A 20,114-nucleotide genomic window follows, 5' to 3' on the forward strand; every position below is an offset into this window, starting at 1 on the left:
CTGATCGGCGTCCAGGCGCTCGGCATGGGGCTCGGCACGCTGATTCGCCGTCTCGGCGCCGGGCCCGATATCGTCACCGGGCATGATTTCCGCTCCTATTCGCTTTCGATCAAGCTGGCGCTGGTCTGCGGGCTGATGGCCGCCGGCGCGCGGGTGAGGGATGTCGGCCTGGCTTTGTCGCCGATGGCCTACTTCGCCCAGTTCGCCCTCGACACGCCTTCGGTCGCCATGGTCACGGCCTCGCACAACGAGAATGGCTGGACCGGTGTCAAGATGGGCGCGGCGCGGCCGCTGACCTTCGGCCCCGAGGAGATGAGCGCGCTGAAGGCGATCGTGCTGTCAGGCGATTTCGACCTTGCCGGTGGTGGCTCCTATGATTTCGTCCGCGATTTTCGCGCGACCTATCTCGACGATCTGACCCGGGACAAGCGCATCGCGCGAAAGCTGAAGGTGGTCGCCGCCTGCGGCAACGGCACCGCTGGCGCCTTTGCGCCGGAGGCACTGGAGCGCATCGGCTGCGAAGTGGTCCCGCTCGATGTCGAACTCGACCACACCTTTCCCCGCTACAACCCCAACCCCGAGGACATGCAGATGCTGCATGCCATCAGGGACAAGGTGCTGGAGACCGGGGCCGATGTCGGCCTTGGTTTCGATGGCGACGGCGACCGCTGCGGTGTCGTCGACAATGAGGGCAACGAGATCTTCGCCGACAAGGTCGGCGTCATGCTCGCACGCGACATCTCCAGCCAGCTTCCGGGCTCGACCTTCGTCGTCGACGTCAAGTCGACCGGGCTGTTCAACACCGACAGCGTGCTGCGTGCCAATGGCGCCGTCACCGACTATTGGAAGACCGGCCACTCCTACATCAAGCGCCGCGTCGCCGAGCTCGGCGCCGTCGCCGGTTTCGAGAAGTCCGGCCATTTCTTCTTCAACCCGCCGATCGGGCGCGGCTATGACGACGGGTTGGTCACCGCCATCGCCATCTGCCAGATGCTGGATCGCAACCCGGGCAGCTCGATGGCCGACCTCTACCGCGCGCTGCCGCTGACCTTCGGTACGCCGACGATGTCGCCGCATTGCGCGGACGATGTGAAGTATGGCGTGGTCGAGCGGGTGGTTTCCGATTTTCAGGCCATGAAGCGGGATGGCGCCAGTTTCGCCGGCCAGAAAATATCAGACCTCATCACCGTCAACGGCGTGCGTGTCGTCGCCGAGGATGGCACCTGGGGGCTGGTGCGCGCCTCGTCGAACAAGCCGGAACTCGTCGTGGTCGTCGAAAGCCCGGTTTCATCAGAGCGTCGCCGGCAGATGTTCGATGCCGTCGACGCCGTGCTGCGCCGCAGCCCGGAAGTCGGCGCCTACAACCAGACTTTCTGACAGTGGAAGATGCGGGAATCATGACCGAGCGGATCGTCAGTTTTGTCATGAGCGGCGGCGTCGGCTCGCGGCTTTGGCCGCTGTCGCGCGAGGATAATCCCAAGCAGTTCCATGATTTTTCCGGCGATGGCTCGATGCTGGCCAAGACACTGCGTCGGCTGGCGGCAAGGCCGGAAGGCGAAACGCCGATCTTCCTGATCGCCTCGGAGCGCCATGCCGATCGCGTCCATGCCGACCTTGCCGGCCTCGATCTCGCCGGTGGTGGTCCGCTGTTCGAACCGATCGGCCGCAACACCGCCGGCGCCGTCGCGCTGGCGACGCTGCGCACTTTGTCCGAATTCGGCGACAGCCTGGTGCTGGTGGTGCCGTCGGACCATGAGATCGCCACCGCGCGCCAATTCTGGCAGAGCGTCGAGGCAGGTGCCGAGGCGGCGCGCGCCGGCCGGCTGGTGGTGTTCGGCATCAAGCCGACACAGCCCGAGACCGGCTATGGCTATATCGAGGTCGCAGCCGAAAGCGGCGGCACCTTCGACGTGTCGCGCTTTGTCGAAAAGCCGGACCTTGCCACCGCGCAGAGCTATCTCCAGGCCGGAAATTTCTATTGGAACACCGGTATTTTCCTGTTTCGGGCTGGCGCCATGCGCGACGCCTTCGCGGCTTTCCAGCCCGACATCTGGCAGGCCACCGAGGCCGCCTACAAGGCGGCGACGTCGGATCTCTCCGGCCTCTACATGCCGCTGGAACTCTACGCCGCCATCCCGTCGAACTCGATCGACTACGCCATCATGGAGCAGGCAAAAGGCATCGCCATGGTGCCGGCCGGCTTCCGCTGGAACGATCTCGGCTCCTGGCAGTCGCTGCTCGATGTCGGCCCCGCCGATGACCAGGGCAATGTCATTGTCGGCGATGTCGTCGCCATCGATTGCGAAAACTCCTACATCCGTAGCGATGGCCGCTTGCTGTCGGCGATCGGCATGAAGGACGTCGCCATCGTCTCCACCGCCGACGCCACTTTCGTCGCACCGGTCAGCCACAGCCAACACGTCAAGAAGATCGTCGAGCAGCTTGAAAAGTCGGGCCGGCTGGAAACCCGGTTCACGCCCGCGCATGACCGCGTCATCGAAAGCGGCGCTTGGCGGCGGCGCGTGCATCACTGGCTATTCCAGGAGACTTTGCCGCTGTGGTCGACATCGGGCGTCGACGAACGCCATGGTGGTTTCCATGAGGCATTGGGTTTCGATGCCTCGCCGCTGATGAAGCCGAAGCGCATGCGCACACAGGCGAGGCAGGTCTATGCCTTCGCCGTCGCCAGGGCGCGCGGCTGGGATGGTCCGGCCGATCGGCTGATCAGCCATGGCATCGAGTTCATGTCCAGGCAGGGCCGCACCGACAATGGCGGCTGGGTGCGCATGCTGAATGTCGACGGTTCGGTCGCCGACGCGACCGAGGATGCCTACGATCACTCCTGCGTGCTGTTGGCGCTGGCGCATGCGCATATGTCAGGCCATCCGGATGCCTTGCGGCTTGGCGAGGAGACCTTCGCCTTTCTCGATGCGCATCTCGAGGATCATCGCATGACCGGCTTCCTGGAAACGTCCGACGGCGAAGGCGAGCGGCGCTCCAACCCGCACATGCATCTGCTCGAGGCTTTTCTTGCCTGGTATCAGGCGACCGGCGCCCGCGCCCATCTGCGCCGTGCGGCACGCATCATCGACCTCTTCCGCAGCCATTTCTTCGACCCGGAAAGCTGGACGCTCGGCGAGTATTTCGATGCTGAATGGAAACCGGCTGCCGGCGAGAAGGGCAACTGGACCGAGCCCGGCCACCATTTCGAATGGGCCTCGCTGCTGGTCGATTTCGCCGGGCGCAGCGGCCAGGCCGAACTGAGCGGCTTCGCCAGGAAACTCTATGCGTCGGCCATCGCCAATGGCCTCAACCGCGCCACCGGCCTTGCCTATGGTGCCGTCTCTAGGCAGGGCCTGCCGCTCGACCTGATATCACGCAGCTGGCCGCAGGCCGAAGCGGTCAAGGCGGCGATTGCGCTCGACGCTTCAGGCGGCCCCGACCTCAAGCCCGAGATCGAAGCCCGCGTCGGCCGCCTGTTCCGCTGGCACATCGACCCGGCGCCGCTCGGCCTGTGGATCGATCGCATCGACGAACGCGGCCGCTCGCTGGCGACGGAAGTTCCGGCCAGCATCTTCTATCACCTGGTCTGCGCGCTGACCCAGTATCTGGATGGGACGGCGGAGAAGGTGGGGTAGACCGGCTCAGTAAGGCGCCGCCACATCCCCAGTCTCGACATAGATCGACTTCAGTTGCGAATAGAGCGCCAGCGCGGCAAGCGAATTCTCGCGCCCGATGCCCGACTGTTTGAAGCCGCCGAACGGAATTTCCACCGGCGTCAGATTGTAGGCGTTGATCCAGCAGGTGCCGGCCTGCAACTCGGCGATGATGCGATGGGCGCGCGACAGGTCGCGCGTGAACACACCTGCGGCAAGGCCGAACTCGGTGTCGTTGGCGCGGTCGATCACCTCGTCCTCGCCGTCGAATTTCAGCACGCTCATCACCGGCCCGAAAATCTCCTCCCGAGCGATGCGCATCGTGTCGGTGACGCCGGTGAACACCGTCGGTTCGACGAAGAAGCCGCCCTGGAAACCCTGCAGCGAAGGCACGTTGCCGCCGCAAGCGAGCGTCGCGCCATCCTGCTTTCCGATCCCGATATAGCCGACGACCTTGTCGTGCTGCGCCTTCGACACCAGCGGCCCCATCTGGGTTTCGGGGTCGAGCGGATCACCGATACGGATTTTCTTCGTCCGCTCGATAAGGCGTTCCACGAAGCGGGCGTGAATGCCGCTCTGCACGAAGACGCGCGTACCGTTGGAGCAGATCTGGCCGGTTGAATAGAAATTGCCGAGCATGGCGCCGCCAATGGCGTTCTCGAGGTCGGCGTCGTCGAAGACGATCAGCGGCGACTTGCCGCCGAGTTCCATCGTCGCGTGCTTCATCTTCGAGCCGGCAAGCGACAGCACCTTGCGGCCGGTCGGCACCGAGCCGGTCACCGAAACCTTGGCGACGACATCATGTCCGACAAGCCCGGCGCCGACATCGCCATAGCCTTGCACGACGTTGAACAGCCCATCGGGCAGGCCGGCCTCGCTGTAGATCTCGGCCAGCGCCAGCGCTGAAAGCGGTGTGTTTTCCGATGGCTTGAACACCATGGCGTTGCCCATGGCGAGTGCCGGGGCTGATTTCCAGCCGGCGATCTGGATCGGGTAGTTCCAGGCGCCGATGCCGACGCAGACGCCGAGCGCTTCGCGTCGGGTGTAGGCGAAGGGCCCGCCCAGATCGACAGCCTCGCCATTGTAGGCGGCGACCGCGCCGCCGAAATACTCAAGGCAGTCTGCTGCCGACGGCGCGTCCGCCACCAGCGTCTCCTGGATCGCCTTGCCGGTGTCGAGCGTTTCGATCCGCGCAAGGTCGGCATTGCGGGCGCGCAATATGTCGGCGGCGCGGCGCAGGATACGCCCGCGTTCGACCGGCTTCAGCCGCGCCCAGGCCGGTTGTGCAGCCCGCGCGGCTTCGATGGCGAGTTCCAGCACGTTTGGCGTCGCCGAGCGCAGCATGGCGATGGTCTCGCCGGTTGCCGGATAGATGACCGGCAGTGGCGCGCCGCCTTCGTCTTCGATGTAGCGTCCGTTGACGTAGTGCGATGCCGTTGGCTGGGCGCGCATGGGAGGTCTCCAAATCGTCTTCGCTTGGGCGGAACGTACGCCGGATCATGCTCTATCTGTCTGACGCCTGCCAGCGCGGATTGATCCATGGTTCCTGGTTGGAGGGCGCCAGCGGCGCGCGGCCGAGAATGTGGTCGGATGCCTTTTCGCCGGTCATGATCGACGGCGCATTGAGGTTGCCGTTGGTGACGCGCGGGAAGATCGAGGAGTCCGCGACCCGCAATCCATGGACACCGATGACCCGGCACTCCGGATCGACGACGCTCATCATATCGTCGGCGCGGCCCATCTTGCAGGTGCCGCAAGGATGGTAGGCGCTCTCGGCATGGTCGCGAATGAAGACGTCGAGGTCGTCGTCCGACTGCACGTGTGAACCCGGCGAGATTTCCTGGCCGCGATAGGCGTCGAATGCCTTCTGACCAAAGATCTCGCGGGTTAGGCGGATGCAGTGGCGGAACTCCGTCCAGTCGTCCGGATGCGACATGTAGTTGAAGCGGATCACCGGCTTCGATTTCGGGTCCGGCGAGCGCAGCGTCACCGAGCCGCGCGACTTCGAGCGCATAGGCCCGACATGCGCCTGGAAGCCATGCGACTTGGCCGCCGCCTTGCCGTCATAGCGGACCGCGGCCGGAATGAAGTGGTACTGAATGTCGGGGTAGTCGACGCCGGCACGCGAGCGCACGAAGGCGGCCGCCTCGAAATGGTTGGTGGCGCCGAGCCCGGACTTGAAGAACAGCCACTGCGCACCGATGAGTGCTTTCGAGAACGGGTTCAGCACCGAGTTCAGCGTGATCGGCTGGGTCGATTCCTGCTGGATGTAGAGCTCCATATGGTCCTGCAGGTTGCGGCCGACGCCGGGCCGGTCGGCCACCACGGCAATGCCGTTTTCGCGCAAATGCTCGGCCGGTCCGATGCCGGACAGCATCAGGATCTTGGGCGAGTTGATCGACGACGCCGCGACGATCACCTCACGTCGCGCCTTAACGACTTGAATCTGTTTGTGAGCTTCGATCTCGACGCCGATGGCGCGTTGATTCTCGATGATCACCCGACGGGCAAAGCCCTTGACCAAACTCACGTTTTTGCGCCCGAGCGCCGGCTTCAGATAGGCGCTCGCCGCCGACCAGCGGCGGCCGCCACGGATGGTCTGCTCCATCGGCCCGAAGCCTTCCTGCTTGGAGCCATTGTAGTCATCGGTCAGTTCGAACCCGGCCTGGCGGCCGGCCTCGACGAAGGCGCCGTAGAGCGGATTGCGCCGCGAACCACGCTGCACATGCAGCGGGCCACCGTGACCGCGCCAGCCATCCTCGCCGCCGTCCGAATCTTCCATGCGCTTGAAATAGGGGAGCACATCGGCAAAGCCCCAACCGGTCGCACCCTCTTCGGCCCAATGGTCGAAGTCACGGGCGTGGCCGCGCACATAGACCATGCCGTTGATCGAGGATGAGCCGCCGATCACCTTGCCGCGCGGCGTCGCCAGCACACGGCCGCCGAGATGCGGCTCCGGTTCACTGGCAAAGCCCCAGTCGTAGAGGCTCATGTTGAGCGGGATCGACAGCGCCGACGGCATCTGGATCAGCGGCCCGATATCGGAGCCGCCGAATTCGACGACGATCACCGAATGCTTGCCGTCTTCCGACAGGCGGTAGGCCATGGCCGAGCCGGCCGAGCCAGAGCCGATAATGACAAAGTCCGCTTCAAGCATGGTTCATATGCGCCATAAAATCGGCGAGCGAAACGTTGCCGCCGGTTGCCACTACAAGGACGGTCTTGCCCTTCACATCCACCTTGCCGCCGAGCAGTGCCGCCAGCGACGCGGCACCCGACGGTTCGAGCACCAGCTTCATCCGCTCGAAGGCGATCCGCATGGCGCGCCGCACCGATTGATCGTCGACGGTGATGCCGCGAACACCCGCGGTCTTGACCGCGGCGAACGGTGCGTCGCCTGGCCGTCGCGACATCAGCCCGTCGCAGATCGACTTCGGGCCGATCGGCATCGTCTCGATGCTGCCGTGCGCCAGCGAGGAGCCCATGCCATTGAAACCTTCCGGCTCGACGCCGATAATTTCAGTGGCGGGCGACAAATAGTGGAAGGCGAGCGAAACGCCGCCGATCAGCCCGCCACCCCCGACCGAGCAAAACAAAAGGTCCGCCTTGGCGTTCTTGGCTTCAAGCTGGTCGAGCGCTTCGAGGCCGGCGCCCCCCTGGCCGGCGACGATCTCGGGATCGTCGAACGGATGCAGCAAGGCCAGACCTTCGGTCTCCGCGATCTCGCGTGCCTTGGCGGCGGCGACTTCCTCACGCGCGCGCTCGCCGTGGTCGGTGAGCACGACGCGGGCGCCATAACCTGCGGTGGCGTCGCGCTTGGCGGCCGGTGCGTCGATCGGCATGACGATGGTAACGGGAATGCCAAGCGCCTGGCCGGCAGCCGCCAGCCCTTGCGCGAAATTGCCGGAGGAATAGGCAACGACGCCCTTCTTTGCTTCGTCAGATGAAAGCTGCTTCAGGCGCCAGTAGGCGCCACGAACCTTGAACGAGCCAGCCCATTGCAGCGATTCCGGCTTGATGAAGACGCGGGCCGCGCCGGTCTCCCTGGCCAAGGCTGCCGATTCCAGTAGCGGCGTGATCTGCGTCGCCCGGGAAGTGACGGCATAGGCCTGCTTGAGATGGTCTAGGGAGGGGACGAGAAGGTCGGTCATCATTCGCCTCGCGGAAACCGCTTCTGCTCTTCGAGCACGTTGAGATCCATATGATTGCGCATGTAGCGTTCCGAGGCCTTCTGCAGTGGCTGGAACTCCCAGGGGTAGTGCGTGCCGTTGCGCAACGCCGGATAGACCACCCAGCGGCGGGCCTGGCTGGCGCGCACGGCGGCGTCGAAGCCAGCCATGTCCCAGCGCGCCCGGACCTTTGTCATGAAAGCCGTCACCAGATCGGCATGCGCCGGATCGGTGGCGAGATTGCTCAACTCATGCGGGTCGGCATCGACGTCATAGAGTTGTGGCGGATCGATTTCGCAATGGACGAATTTGTAACGGCCGTCGCGGATCGCCACCAGGGGTGCGTTGGAGCCTTCGGCCGCATATTCCATCAGCACCGGCGCGGTGCGCTGCTTGCCATCGAGCAGGGGCAGCAGCGACTGGCCGTCGGTCCAGGGCGCAATCGCGCTCATGTCGATGCCGGCGAGATCGCACAGCGTTGGCGTCACGTCGAGATTGGAGACCGGCGCCTCGACCAGGCCGGCCGGCACGCCCTTGCCGGTGATCATCAGCGGCACCCGCGCCGAACCCTCGAAGAAGCACATCTTGAACCACAGGCCACGCTCGCCGAGCATGTCGCCGTGATCCGAGCAGAACAGGATGATGGTGTCGTCGAGCATGCGGGTGCGTTCCAGCACCGACAGCAATTCACCGACCTTGTCGTCGAGATAGGAGATGTTGGCGAAGTAGCCGCGCCGCGAACGACGGATCTGTTCGGCCGTGATGTCGAAGCTGTCATAGTCGCTGGCTCGATAGAGCCGCTGCGAATGCGGGTCCTGCCTGTCATAGGGGATGAAGCCCACTTCGGGCTCGAGCGCAGGGCAGTCCTCGTAGAGATCCCAGTACTGCCGCCGCGCCACATAGGGGTCGTGCGGATGGGTGAAGGAAACGGTCAGGCACCAGGGCCGGTGCGAGGCGTCGTCCGAGACGCGGGCGAAATCATAGAGTTTTTGCACCGCGTGGAAGGCGACCTCGTCGTCATACTCCATCTGGTTGCTGATCTCGGCGACGCCGGCGCCGGTCACCGAGCCCAGATTGTGATACCACCAGTCGATGCGTTCGCCGGGCTTGCGATAGTCGGGCGTCCAGCCGAAATCGGCGGGATAGATGTCGGTGGTCAGCCGTTCCTCGAAGCCGTGCAACTGGTCCGGTCCGACAAAATGCATCTTGCCCGACAGGCAGGTGTGATAGCCGGCGGCGCGCAGATGATGGGCAAAGGTCGGGATCGACGAGGCGAACTCGGCGGCGTTGTCATAGACCTCGGTGCGCGACGGCAGTTGGCCGCTCATGAACGAGGCGCGGCCCGGTGCGCACAGTGGCGACGCCGTGTAATTGTTCTTGAAGCGCGCCGAACGCGCGGCCAGCGCTTTCAGATTTGGAGCGTGAAGAAACGCGGCCGGCCCATCGGGAAAAAAAGTCCCGTTGAGCTGATCGACCATGACGATCAGGAAATTGGGTCGCATCGTTGTCACTGTTTGTGCCGCTCGCCGAGTTTGGTTTCGAGATAGTCCTCGACCAGCGCGATCGCGGTCGCGGCGTCGGGCACGCCGTCCTTCAGCGCGCGCCTGATATAGAGCCCGTCGATCATTGCCGCTGTCGCTTCGGCGACGCGGTCGGCATCGGCTCGCGGCAAGATGCCGATCAGGCCGCTCATCAGGTTCGAATGAAGCCGCCGCGCGTAGACCCTGAGCAGCCGTCGCAGCGATGAAGACTTCTGCGCCTCGACATAGAACGCGAGCCAAGCAGCGATGGTTTCCGGCTGGAACTGGATGTCGGAGAAATTGACGGCCACCACGGCCGAGACACGTTCGCGCGAGGTGCTGGCCGAACCAAGGGCGCGCAACGTGTCGGCGGTCAACTCGGCCAGGATGTGTCGCATCGTCGCCAGCAGCAATTCGTCCTTGGCGCCGAAATAGTGATGCGCAAGGGCCGATGAAACGCCGGCGCGCCCGGCGATCTCGGACATGGTCACGTCGAGCGAACCGCGCTCGCCGATCGCCGAGATCGTCGCGTCGATGAGCGCCTTGCGGCGCAGGGGTTCCATTCCGACTTTCGGCATTTTGCTGTGGTCCTTTGAAGCAGGATTATTTTTTATTGACGGGTCAATCAACAAAAAAATTGGTGGTGGCTCGGCCTGTACCAAGCGATTGTCTGGTTCCGGCTCTTCCCGAAGCGGGCAAGATTGTTTACATTTGAACAATAAACGCGAAGTGCGCCGTGAGCCACATGCTAGGCTGGCGCCAAGGATGGAGACCGCCATGACCGCATGCATCGTTGGCTGGGCGCATTCGCGCTTCGGCAAGCTCGAAGGCGAGACGCTGGAGGGCCTGATCGTCAAGGTGGCAACGGACGCCCTCGACCATGCCGGCATCGGTCCGGACGAAGTCGACGAGATCGTGCTTGGCCACTTCAATGCCGGCTTTTCGGCGCAGGATTTCACCGCCAGCCTGGTCCTCCAGGCTGACGACCGGCTGCGCTTCAAGCCGGCGACGCGCGTCGAGAACGCTTGCGCCACCGGTTCGGCGGCGGTCAGGCAGGGCATTCGCGCCATCGATGCCAACGCCGCCCGTATCGTGCTGGTGGTCGGCGCCGAGCAGATGACGACGACGCCCGGTCCCGAGATCGGCAAGAACCTGCTCAAGGCTTCCTACCTGCCCGAGGACGGCGACACGCCGGCCGGTTTCGCCGGCGTCTTCGGTAAGATCGCGCAGGCCTATTTCCAGCGCTATGGCGACCAGTCCGACGCGCTGGCGATGATCGCCGCCAAGAACCACAAGAACGGCGTCGACAATCCCTATGCGCAGATGCGCAAGGATTTCGGCTATGAGTTCTGCCGCCAGGAGAGCGAGAAGAACCCGTTCGTTGCCGGTCCGCTCAAGCGCACCGACTGCTCGCTGGTCTCCGACGGCGCCGCCGCCCTTATCCTTGCCGACACAGGGACGGCATTGAGGATGCGCCGTGCCGTCGCCTTCCGTGCCAACGAGCATGTGCAGGATTTCCTGCCGATGTCGAAGCGCGACATCCTCGCCTTCGAGGGCTGCGAGCACGCCTGGAACCAGGCGCTGAAGAACGCCGGCGTGACGCTCGACGATCTCTCCTTCGTCGAAACGCATGACTGCTTCACCATCGCCGAGCTGATCGAATATGAAGCCATGGGTCTGGCCAAGCCGGGCGAGGGCGCCAAGCTGGCGCTGGACGGCACGACAGCCAAGGACGGCCGCCTGCCGGTCAACCCCTCCGGCGGGCTGAAAGCCAAGGGCCATCCGATCGGCGCCACTGGTGTCTCCATGCATGTCCTGACCGCCATGCAGCTGGTCGGCGAGGCGGGTGGCATCCAGGTGCCCGGCGCAAAACTTGGCGGCATCTTCAACATGGGTGGTGCCGCGGTCGCCAACTACGTTTCCATTCTCGACCGGATCAGATAAACCGCCCGCATCTACGGGAGGGTTCATGACAAATCCGGTTCTGGTCGAGGTTCTGCGCGGCGCGATCGTCGAGAGTGCTCATCGCGGTGCAGTCGCGGTCTTCGACGCCGACGGCAAGCCAGTCTGGGAGATCGGCGACACATCGAAGCCGGTGTTTCCGCGCTCGGCGGTCAAGGCCATTCAGGCGCTGCCGCTGGTCGAAAGCGGGGCGGCCGATGCCTATGGCTTCGGCAACCGCGAACTGGCACTCGCATGTGCGTCCCATTCGGGGGAACCGGCGCATGTCGAACTGGCGCGATCCATGCTGGCCAGGGCCGGCCTGGACGGGTCGGCGCTCGAATGCGGCGCACATTGGCCCTCCAATCATGATGCGGAGATTTCCCTCGCCCGCGCCGGCGGAACGCCGAACGCGCTGCACAACAACTGCTCCGGCAAGCATTCCGGCTTCCTTTGCACCTGCGTCCACACGGGCATTGCGCACCGCGGCTACGTCAAGGCGGGCCATGCCTTGCAGGAGATGGTCCGTGACGCGATGCAGGCCGTTACCGGCGCTGTCCATGGCGCTGACGAACGGGCGACCGATGGCTGCTCGATCCCGACCTATGCGGTGCCGCTGAGGAGTTTCGCGCTCGGCTTTGCCCGCATGGCCACGACAAACGGTTTTGGGCCCGAGCGGGCCAAGGCCGCCAAGCGTCTGTTTTCGGCCTGCATGGCAGAACCGTTCTTCGTCGCCGGCACCGGCCGCGCCGACGTCGCTTTGATGGAAGCCGCTCCGGGCCGGATTTTCGCGAAAGGCGGCGCCGAAGGTGTCCACTGTAGCGCCATACCCGAACTTGGCCTCGGCATCGCGATCAAATGCGATGACGGCGCCGGCCGCGCCGGCGAGGCCATGGCTGCCGCCGTCCTTGCTAAGCTGCTCCACGCGGACGAGCCCTTGGCGGCGAAGTTGCTCGAATTGGCAAACGCGCCCATCGAAAGCCGGATCGCCGCCAAGGTCGGCGCGCTTCGGCCGACCGCCGCCTTGGCCTGAGGCAATGAGCACTTAGCTGACGTGATTGCGCTCCACGGTTAGGTGCGCATAACCGGTATCGTCGGATAAGGTCAGATCGCCCGTCGCCGGGTCGGCCCAGCGCTGGCCGACAACGGCGCCATTCAGCGCGCCGTCGATGACGTTGTCGGAAATGACCGCAGTGCCGGCGCCCTCGACGACGGACACGACAATGCCCGTTCCAGCCTTGCGGATGACGTTCCCTGTGGCGACGACATTGCGCAGGAACGGCCCCCAGCCGAGCTGCATGCCATAGAGCGGCGCGTTCTCGATGACATTGTTGGACACGGTCGTGTCAGCCTCGACGCTGATGCCGACGCCAAACCCGGGCGGGTCGGCGGGGTAGGGGCCACTGGTCGACAGATTGCGCACGATGTTGCCCGAACAGACCCCCAGGCGGCCGCCTTCGTTGAAGTTGACGACCGAGATGCCGTTGGCGGCGCCGTCGACGATGTTGTTGCTGATGACGGCGCCTTCGAAGGAGAATTCGGAATAGACCGCGGTCTCGCCCGAACGCGAGCAGGTGTTGCCTGATATCTGCAGATTGCTGGCGCTGTTGGCCCTGATCGCCGAGAACGCGCAATCCGAGACGATGTTGCCGGAAATGACGACATTGCCAGCCCGGAACGCGTTGATGCCATTGCCGTTCTGGCCGGTTCCGCCGCTGCGCGCCTGGATGCGTTCGATGCGGTTGCCGGTGACCATGGTCCCGTCTTCCGCCGCCTGCCAGCGGTGCACGAGGATGCCGCCATTGGCGCAGTCGGAGACGGTGTTGCCTGTGATCGCCAGTCCGCCGGCCTCGACCGAATAGATGCCGGCATCGGCAGCGCCCGATATGTCCGAGCGTTCTACCCGGCCCGTCGCGCGCTCCAGCGCCAGTCCGTTCTTGCCGCTGCCGGTGACCTGGCAGTTGTCGACGACGAGGTGAGCGACCCGGCGCAAATCGAGCAGCCCCTGCGCGTAGTCGCCCATCGAGCGGTTCGTGCCATCGAAGACCAGCCCGCCGAGTTCGATATGATCGGCCTGTTCGGCCATGAAGAGGTGCCCGTCGCCGCCATAGACGATCCGCGTAGCGCCCGGCACGCCGGAAAGACGCACGCGGCTGGGCAGCGAGAGGTTGGAGACGACATAAGTGCCTGGCGGCAGGAACACCGGCATATCGCGGTCGTTCGCGTCGCGCAGCAGTTTGGCAAAGGCCTTGCTCTGATCGTCAAAGGTGCCCGGCCGCACGCCAAGTTCGGTGGCATTGATCGAACCGCGCATGGACGCTTTCTCGATGCCGGTCAGGCCCGCGGCCGCTGCTCTGCCGAGCGAGAGGCCGAATACGGCGAAACCAGCCGTTCCGGTCAGCAGCTTTCGTCTGTTCAACATCGGCACAGGTCCTGGTGTTCAACCCCCACACCGCAGGAATCGTGCCAGACGTTTTGTCTCTTCTTTCGGGCAGTAACGACAATGGCTTGTCGAGCAGCCTCTCCGCGCCTAAGTTCAACGAATGAGCAGAGCTTTTACTCGCGAGGAAGACAGCGAAAACGCCATCGCCGGCGTTGGCGAGCGGCCGATCAGCCAGCACCGCAATCTGGTGACGGAGCATGGCTTGGCGATGATCGAGGAAAATTTGGCCGACTTGCGCGACATACTGGCGAAAGCCGAACGGAAAGCCGACCGCGAACGCATCGCGGTGGTGTCGCGCGACCTGCGCTATTGGACCGCCCGGCGCGAAAGCGCCGAACTGTCCGTGCCAGAGCCGGGCAGCGACCTTGTTCGCTTCGGCATGGGTGTCACGCTGGAAGGCGATGACGGGAAGAAGGTGCACTGGAAAATCGTTGGCGAGGACGAGGCCGATCCGGCCAAGGGCACGATTTCCCACGTCTCGCCGATGGCCGTGGCGCTGTTTGGCAAGAAGGTCGGCGAGGTCGTTACGGTCAACGGCAAGGAATGGGAAATCGTCAAGCTCTCGGATGGCTGACGCCAGCTGGCGTCGTCTATTTGGCCAGCCTTTGCAATGTGACCTCATACTTGTCCATGACATCACGAGCAGCGCGCATCCGCCGCTCGACGTCGTCACCCACCGGTCTTAGAATGACGCCGTCATCGGTTTCGATAATCTGGAGTTGATCGCCCACTTGCAGGTTCAAGCTGTTGAGCATTCCCCGTGGCAAGATCACGGCGCCTGATCCGTCTTCGAGCTTGTGGATGATAGTCTTCACGGTCGTTACCCTTGGTTGCGTCTGTCAGTTTGGCACAACCTTTTCCGGCAATACAGCAATGTTCGCTTAGCCCGCCAACAGCCGATCCATCAGCCGATCAGCCGCCTCCGGAATGACAGTGCCCGGCGGGAAGATTTCCGCCGCGCCGGCCTTCAGGACGGCGTCGTAATCCTGTGGCGGGATGACGCCGCCGGCCACGATCAGCATATCACTTCGTCCGAGCTTTTTCAGCGCGTCGCGCAACTCGGGGATCAATGTCAGATGTCCCGCCGCCAGCGACGAAGCGCCGACGATATGGACATCATGTTCGATCGCCAGTTTCGCGATTTCCTCCGGCGTCTGGAACATCGCGCCGACAGTGACGTCGAAACCGAGATCGGCGAAAGCCGTGGCGATGACCTTCTGCCCACGGTCGTGGCCGTCCTGTCCCATCTTGGCAACGAGAATGCGCGGCTTGCCGCCGAATTTCTTCTCGAAGGCCTCAAGCTTGTCCTGCAGCCGGTCGACCACGGGATTGTCGCCGAGCGCCTTGCGGTAGACGCCGGAAATGGTCTGGACCGTCGCAACGTGGCGGCCAAAGGCTTTCTCCAACGCGAACGAGATCTCGCCGACGGTGGCATTGGCGCGCGCGGCGCGGATGGCGAACTCCAGCAGGTTTTCATTGCCCTGTGCGGCACGGGTCAGCGCATCGAGCGCGCTTTCGACGGCGGCGACATCGCGCGTGCCTTTCAGCCTTTGCAGCTTCGACAGTTGCCGGGCCCTGACTTCGGCATTGTCGATCTTCAGCACGTCGACCTCGATGTCGGTCCCTGGACGATGGGCGTTGACGCCGACCAGCATCTGTTCGCCGGAATCGATGCGCGCCTGCGTGCGCGCCGCGGCCTCTTCGATGCGCAGCTTCGGTATGCCCCTTTCCGTCGCGGCGGCCATGCCGCCGAGCGCCTCGACCTCCTCGATATGGGCAAGTGCGCGCGCCGCGAGGTCATGCGTGAGCCGTTCGAGATAGGCAGAGCCGCCCCAGGGATCGATGATGCGCGTGGTGCCGGATTCCTTCTGCAAGATGAGCTGCGTGTTGCGGGCGATGCGGGCCGAGTGGTCGGTAGGTAGTGCCATCGCCTCGTCGAAGGAATTGGTGTGCAGCGACTGCGTGTGGCCCTGCGTCGCCGCCATCGCCTCGATCATGGTGCGGATGATGTTGTTGTAGGGGTCCTGCGCCGTCAGCGACCAGCCTGAGGTCTGGCAATGAGTGCGCAGCGACAGCGAGCGTTCGTCCTTCGGCGAAAAGTTCTTCGCCATCAACGTCGCCCACAACAGGCGCGCCGCCCTCAGCTTGGCCACTTCCATGAAGAAGTTCATACCGATCGCCCAGAAGAAGGACAGGCGCGGCGCGAAGCGGTCGATATCGAGGCCCGCCGCAACGCCGGCGCGGGCATACTCGATGCCGTCGGCGATCGTATAGGCGAGCTCGAGGTCGGCCGTCGCACCGGCTTCCTGCATGTGATAGCCCGAGATCGAGATCGAATTGAACTTCGGCATGTTCTTCGACGTGTAGGAGAAGATGTCGGAAACGATGCGCATCGAGGGTTTCGGCGGGTAGATGTAGGTGTTGCGGACCATGAACTCCTTCAGAATGTCGTTCTGTATCGTCCCCGCGAGATCCTTCTGCGCAACGCCCTGTTCTTCCGCCGCCACGATGTAGAGCGCCATGATCGGCAGCACCGCGCCGTTCATCGTCATCGACACCGTCATGTCGCCGAGCGGAATCTCGTCGAAGAGTTGCCGCATGTCGAGGATGGAATCGATGGCGACACCCGCCATGCCGACATCGCCGGCGACGCGCGGATGGTCGCTGTCATACCCGCGATGCGTGGCGAGATCGAAGGCGACCGACAGGCCCTTCTGGCCGGCGGCAAGGTTGCGCCGGTAAAAGGCGTTGGACTCCTCCGCCGTCGAGAAGCCGGCATATTGCCGGATCGTCCAGGGTTGCTGGACATACATGGTCGGGTAAGGGCCCCGCACAAAGGGCGGCAGGCCCGGATAGGTGTCGAGGTGCGACAAGCCCTTGAGGTCACCCTGGTTGTACAGATGCTTGACGACCAGACCTTCCGGCGTCGTCCGCTGGCCCTTGACCTCGACGGGAACGCGGCGTGGCGGCACCCAGCCGATCTGGCCGAAATCCGGGATCAAGAGACGGCTCCGATCGACTGGTCGATGCGGACGGGAAACAGGGGCTCGCAGACGGCAACGCCTTCGGTGAAGGCAGGTCGCCGTTCCGCCGCCAGCGTCTCGACCGGACGATCGCTTTTCAGGGGATAGAGTGTGGTGCCGATGATAGCCCGTGCGCCTGCCTTGTAGGCTGCGTTGCGCCGCGTCGCCGAGGCGTGAACGCGTGCCTGGATATGTCCGTCCTGGAGGCTGGACAACACGCCGCCCTCGGCCTCGATCTTCTGCAATTCCGCCCAGGCTACCTCGCACAGCTCCTCGGTCAGCGCTTCGACCGCGCCGGAACCACAGGCAGGATCGGCGACATGATCGATATGGCTTTCATGGGCCATGATCAGTTGCGCGTTGCGGGCGACGCGGCGGGCAAAGCCCGCCGGCAGGCCGTGCACGATCGTGTGCGGCAGGATGGAAATCGAATCCGCGCCGCCCGCCGCCGCGGCGAAGGCGGCAATGGCGGTACGCAGGATGTTGGTCTCGCAATCCATCGCCGTCATCATGCGAAACGATGTCTCGGCATGGACATTGGCCGTGGAATTCGGGATCGAGCACGCCTCCTGTGCACGCGCCCAAAGCCTGCGCAGGGCCCGGACCTTGGCGATGGACAGGAACTGGTCCTGGTCGACGCTCAGCGCGAAACCGATATGGGGCGCGGCATAGACAAGCGGCTGCCGCGCCTTCTCGAACATTCTGAGATAGGACACCGCGGAAGCGAGCATGATGCCGAGTTCTTGTCCTTCCGTCGCGCCGGCATTGTGGAACACGCGCCCGTCCGCCTCCAGAAGCACGCCCGGAACGCCCATCGAGAAGAAATGCGCCAGCGATTGCGGCATCGATGCCTGCAGGGCCTCGATCGACATGCGCAACCGGCCGGTTCCGGCAAAAATAGCCGCCGGATCGATGCCGAAGGAGAGGTTGAGCTTTGTCGGATCGGACCGGCGTTTGCTGAGGAACGCCACCAGCCAGTCGGCCACGGCGCGGCTCCAGGGATGGGCGTCGATGCGGACCTGCACGCGGTTGAGCGGTACGCCGTCCAGCACCGTCTCCAGAGCCTGCGCTGTCCTCGGCAGGCCATAACCGAATGCATTCGGGGCGCCTTCGAAGACAAGCGACAATCCAGTGGCCCCCTGCGCCACATCCTCCAGCACCTGGGCCTTGGCGCGGTCGATGTCGGGATCGTCGACCCGCTGGCTGACGATCCAGGGCGAGGTGGGGTTTGTGCGCACCATCGGTTCGGCCGCCATGCTGCGGTCGTAGAGCGGTTCGATGCGGATGTTGTCGTCTGTATGCGAGACCAGTTTTTCCTCGAAGGAAGCGCCGGCAAGCGCCTTTTCCGCCAGGGCCAGCCATCGCTGGCGCTCGGCGTTTGCGGGTTCAACATTTTGGATTACGGCTCCGGCGCCCATCCGTCTTCCTCGCTTTTATGCGGCCGCACCAACCTGGAGCAATTCAGTCTAGGGCTCCCAGTCCTATATCGCAATCCAATGCCCTTCCTGGGGGCTGAATTCGATCCATCGGATATAGGTCGACCTGCGGGCACGAACCATGAACGATTGCCAAACGCCGGCAAAATCCGCAAGCTCCAAAAAACCCGATTTCGACGATTGGCCCCGGTTTGAACGAATGGCCCCAGCTTAGACGAATGGCATTGTCGCTGCGCAACGGCCTCACTATACCTGCGGCAAGGCCACTGGCTTTAAAGACCTCACTTTGCGGAGACCGGACATATGGCTGACGACACCAGCATTTTCATCGGCGCCAGCCGCAAGCCGGACGACAGCTACCAGCGTGCCGAGCAGCTGTTGCTGCAGTACGGGAATCGCCACGGCCTGGTGACCGGCGCTACAGGTACTGGCAAGACCGTTACCTTGCAGATCCTGGCTGAAGGTTTTTCCAACGCCGGCGTGCCGGTTTTCTGCGCCGATATCAAGGGCGACCTGTCCGGCATCGCCATGATGGGCACGGCACAGGATTTCCTCGTCAAGCGCGCCGAACAGATCAAACTAGACCCCTATGACTTTCAGGAATTTCCGGTGATCTTCTGGGACCTGTTCGGGGAGCAGGGCCATCCGATTCGCGCCACCGTCTCGGAAATGGGGCCGCTGCTTTTGTCGCGCCTGATGAACCTGACCGAGGCGCAGGAAGGCATCATGAACATCGCCTTCCGCCTGGCGGACGAGGAAGGCATGCTGCTGCTCGACATGAAGGATCTGCAGGCGCTCTTGGCCAACATAGCCGAGCGCGCCGACGAGATCGGTTCGCGCTACGGCAATGTGACGAAGCCTTCAGTGGGGGCCATCCAGCGCACGCTGTTGGTCCTCGAGCAGCAGGGGGCCGCGCACTTCTTCGGCGAGCCGGCCCTGCGGATCTCCGACATCATGCGCACCACGCGCGACGGGCGTGGTGCCATCAGCGTGCTTGCCGCCGACAAGCTGATGATGAATCCGCGGCTCTACGCGACATTCCTTCTGTGGCTGATGTCGGAACTGTTCGAAGTGCTGCCGGAAGTCGGCGACCCCGACAAGCCGAAGCTGGTGTTCTTCTTCGACGAGGCGCATCTTCTGTTCGACGAAGCGCCCAAAGTGCTGGTCGATCGCGTCGAACAGGTGGTCCGCCTGATCCGTTCGAAAGGCGTCGGCGTCTATTTCGTCACGCAAAACCCCTTGGATATCCCTGAAAAGGTTCTGGCCCAGCTCGGCAATCGCGTGCAGCACGCGCTGCGCGCCTATACGCCGCGTGAGCAGCAGGCGGTGAGGACGGCGGCCGAGACGTTCCGGCCAAATCCCGATTTCGACTGCATGACCGCCATCACCCAGCTCGCCACCGGCGAGGCGCTGGTCTCCACACTGGAAGCCAAGGGCGTTCCGTCCATGGTGCAGCGGACGCTGATTCGTCCGCCGTCATCCCGGCTTGGCCCGATCACGCCCGACGAGCGTCGCAAGCTGATCCAGGAAAGCCCGGTCGCCGGCCAGTACGACCAGGTCGTCGATCGCGAATCGGCTTTCGAGATGCTGCAGAAAAAAGCCAAGGAGGCGCAGGACGCCGAAGAACAGGCGCAGCAGGCCGGCAGCGGCGGCTCGCGCTGGACCATTCCCGGCTTCGGCAACGACGATTCGACGCCTCAATCGGGCGGCAGGCGCGCGCCGGCGCCAAGGCCGTCCAACCGCCAGACCGTGGCAGAGGCCGCGATCAAGTCGGTGGTGCGCTCGGTTGGCTCATCGGTCGGACGCGCCATCGTGCGCGGGATACTGGGCAGCCTCTCCAGGGGGCGGTGAGCATCGGATCCGAGGCAGGGGCATCCGTTTTGGCGAAATGCCGTGACTTGAGGCGGTGCCGCCGGCCGGATAGGC

15 protein-coding genes are annotated in these 20,114 nt (G+C 64.1%); 6 read left to right on the plus strand and 9 right to left on the minus strand.

All coding sequences use genetic code 11. The features are described 5' to 3' along the window. Both BLS48_RS09020 and BLS48_RS09025 read left to right on the plus strand, forming a co-directional pair. Positions 1-1,377 (plus strand): phosphomannomutase/phosphoglucomutase (locus tag BLS48_RS09020; RefSeq protein WP_143019403.1); only part of this gene is annotated, 1,377 nt, incomplete at its 5' end. Between the two features lie 20 nt (positions 1,378-1,397). After that, positions 1,398-3,638 (plus strand): mannose-1-phosphate guanylyltransferase/mannose-6-phosphate isomerase, encoded by a 2,241-nt coding sequence (locus tag BLS48_RS09025; protein ID WP_091577541.1) that lies wholly within the window; start codon positions 1,398-1,400, stop codon positions 3,636-3,638. Positions 3,639-3,644: 6 nt separating this feature from the next. Here BLS48_RS09025 and betB read toward each other — a convergent pair whose 3' ends face one another. Genes betB through betI form a run of 5 tightly spaced genes read right to left on the minus strand, consistent with a single transcriptional unit; the run spans position 3,645 to position 9,923 of the window. Next, entirely contained in the window at positions 3,645-5,108 is a 1,464-nt protein-coding gene (betB, locus tag BLS48_RS09030; RefSeq protein WP_091576955.1) for a betaine-aldehyde dehydrogenase, read from the minus strand. A gap of 52 nt (positions 5,109-5,160) precedes the next feature. Continuing rightward, positions 5,161-6,813 (minus strand): choline dehydrogenase, encoded by a 1,653-nt coding sequence (gene betA / locus BLS48_RS09035; RefSeq protein ID WP_091576956.1) that lies wholly within the window; start codon positions 6,811-6,813, stop codon positions 5,161-5,163. Then, on the minus strand, positions 6,806-7,807 hold the full coding sequence (locus BLS48_RS09040) for a threonine/serine dehydratase family protein (protein ID WP_091576958.1): 1,002 nt from the start codon (positions 7,805-7,807) through the stop codon (positions 6,806-6,808). Before BLS48_RS09040 ends, betA begins: the two co-directional genes overlap by 8 nt. Further along, positions 7,807-9,336, minus strand: a complete 1,530-nt coding sequence (betC, locus tag BLS48_RS09045; protein WP_167365009.1) for a choline-sulfatase — start codon at positions 9,334-9,336, stop codon at positions 7,807-7,809. The genes BLS48_RS09040 and betC overlap by 1 nt, the downstream gene beginning before the upstream one ends. Beyond that, positions 9,333-9,923 (minus strand): choline-binding transcriptional repressor BetI, encoded by a 591-nt coding sequence (gene betI, locus BLS48_RS09050; protein ID WP_091576961.1) that lies wholly within the window; start codon positions 9,921-9,923, stop codon positions 9,333-9,335. Before betI ends, betC begins: the two co-directional genes overlap by 4 nt. 199 nt (positions 9,924-10,122) lie before the next feature. On the opposite strand from betI, the gene BLS48_RS09055 reads away from it, so the two are divergent. Then, positions 10,123-11,289 (plus strand): acetyl-CoA acetyltransferase, encoded by a 1,167-nt coding sequence (locus BLS48_RS09055; RefSeq protein ID WP_091577543.1) that lies wholly within the window; start codon positions 10,123-10,125, stop codon positions 11,287-11,289. 25 nt (positions 11,290-11,314) lie between these two features. Then, positions 11,315-12,319 (plus strand): asparaginase, encoded by a 1,005-nt coding sequence (locus BLS48_RS09060; protein ID WP_091576963.1) that lies wholly within the window; start codon positions 11,315-11,317, stop codon positions 12,317-12,319. 12 nt (positions 12,320-12,331) lie between these two features. On the opposite strand, the gene BLS48_RS09065 is transcribed toward BLS48_RS09060, so the two are convergent. Beyond that, positions 12,332-13,708 carry a TIGR03808 family TAT-translocated repetitive protein gene (locus BLS48_RS09065; protein WP_091576965.1) on the minus strand — a complete coding sequence of 459 codons (1,377 nt, stop codon included), beginning with the start codon at positions 13,706-13,708 and terminating at the stop codon, positions 12,332-12,334. Positions 13,709-13,829: 121 nt separating this feature from the next. On the opposite strand from BLS48_RS09065, the gene greA reads away from it, so the two are divergent. Further along, positions 13,830-14,303: a transcription elongation factor GreA gene (greA, locus tag BLS48_RS09070; protein WP_091576966.1), complete on the plus strand. Its 474-nt coding sequence runs from the start codon at positions 13,830-13,832 to the stop codon at positions 14,301-14,303. Between the two features lie 16 nt (positions 14,304-14,319). Here the strand turns inward: greA and BLS48_RS09075 are convergent, their stop codons facing one another. The 3 genes from BLS48_RS09075 to BLS48_RS09085 form a co-directional block, all read right to left on the minus strand. Next, the gene (locus BLS48_RS09075; RefSeq protein WP_091576968.1) at positions 14,320-14,544 is read right to left on the minus strand and encodes an AbrB/MazE/SpoVT family DNA-binding domain-containing protein; all 225 of its coding nucleotides are present in this window, start codon (positions 14,542-14,544) and stop codon (positions 14,320-14,322) included. A 66-nt stretch (positions 14,545-14,610) separates the two neighbouring features. Further along, complete coding sequence (gene scpA, locus BLS48_RS09080; protein WP_091576970.1) at positions 14,611-16,731, minus strand: methylmalonyl-CoA mutase; 2,121 nt, start codon at positions 16,729-16,731, stop codon at positions 14,611-14,613. Further along, complete coding sequence (locus tag BLS48_RS09085) at positions 16,728-18,170, minus strand: methylmalonyl-CoA mutase subunit beta (RefSeq protein ID WP_091576971.1); 1,443 nt, start codon at positions 18,168-18,170, stop codon at positions 16,728-16,730. Before BLS48_RS09085 ends, scpA begins: the two co-directional genes overlap by 4 nt. Positions 18,171-18,491: 321 nt before the next feature. Here BLS48_RS09085 and BLS48_RS09090 point away from each other — a divergent pair, with 321 nt between their 5' ends. Beyond that, a complete protein-coding gene (locus BLS48_RS09090; RefSeq protein ID WP_091576973.1) occupies positions 18,492-20,039 on the plus strand; it encodes a helicase HerA-like C-terminal domain-containing protein in 1,548 nt (515 codons plus the stop codon). Positions 20,040-20,114: the final 75 nt, after the last annotated feature.

It is taken from the genome of Mesorhizobium qingshengii (assembly GCF_900103325.1).
GTDB classification, from domain to species: domain Bacteria; phylum Pseudomonadota; class Alphaproteobacteria; order Rhizobiales; family Rhizobiaceae; genus Mesorhizobium; species Mesorhizobium qingshengii.

Excerpts from the sequence above, each read along its gene's own strand:
- BLS48_RS09085 (WP_091576971.1), bottom strand. The coding sequence starts at position 18,170 with ATGGGCGCCGGAGCCGTAATCCAAAATGTTGAACCCGCAAACGCCGAG.
- betA (WP_091576956.1), bottom strand. The coding sequence starts at position 6,813 with ATGCTTGAAGCGGACTTTGTCATTATCGGCTCTGGCTCGGCCGGCTCG.
- BLS48_RS09055 (WP_091577543.1), top strand. The coding sequence starts at position 10,123 with ATGACCGCATGCATCGTTGGCTGGGCGCATTCGCGCTTCGGCAAGCTC.
- greA (WP_091576966.1), top strand. The coding sequence starts at position 13,830 with ATGAGCAGAGCTTTTACTCGCGAGGAAGACAGCGAAAACGCCATCGCC.
- betI (WP_091576961.1), bottom strand. The coding sequence starts at position 9,923 with ATGCCGAAAGTCGGAATGGAACCCCTGCGCCGCAAGGCGCTCATCGAC.
- BLS48_RS09040 (WP_091576958.1), bottom strand. The coding sequence starts at position 7,807 with ATGACCGACCTTCTCGTCCCCTCCCTAGACCATCTCAAGCAGGCCTAT.
- betB (WP_091576955.1), bottom strand. The coding sequence starts at position 5,108 with ATGCGCGCCCAGCCAACGGCATCGCACTACGTCAACGGACGCTACATC.
- BLS48_RS09090 (WP_091576973.1), top strand. The coding sequence starts at position 18,492 with ATGGCTGACGACACCAGCATTTTCATCGGCGCCAGCCGCAAGCCGGAC.
- BLS48_RS09065 (WP_091576965.1), bottom strand. The coding sequence starts at position 13,708 with ATGTTGAACAGACGAAAGCTGCTGACCGGAACGGCTGGTTTCGCCGTA.
- BLS48_RS09060 (WP_091576963.1), top strand. The coding sequence starts at position 11,315 with ATGACAAATCCGGTTCTGGTCGAGGTTCTGCGCGGCGCGATCGTCGAG.
- BLS48_RS09025 (WP_091577541.1), top strand. The coding sequence starts at position 1,398 with ATGACCGAGCGGATCGTCAGTTTTGTCATGAGCGGCGGCGTCGGCTCG.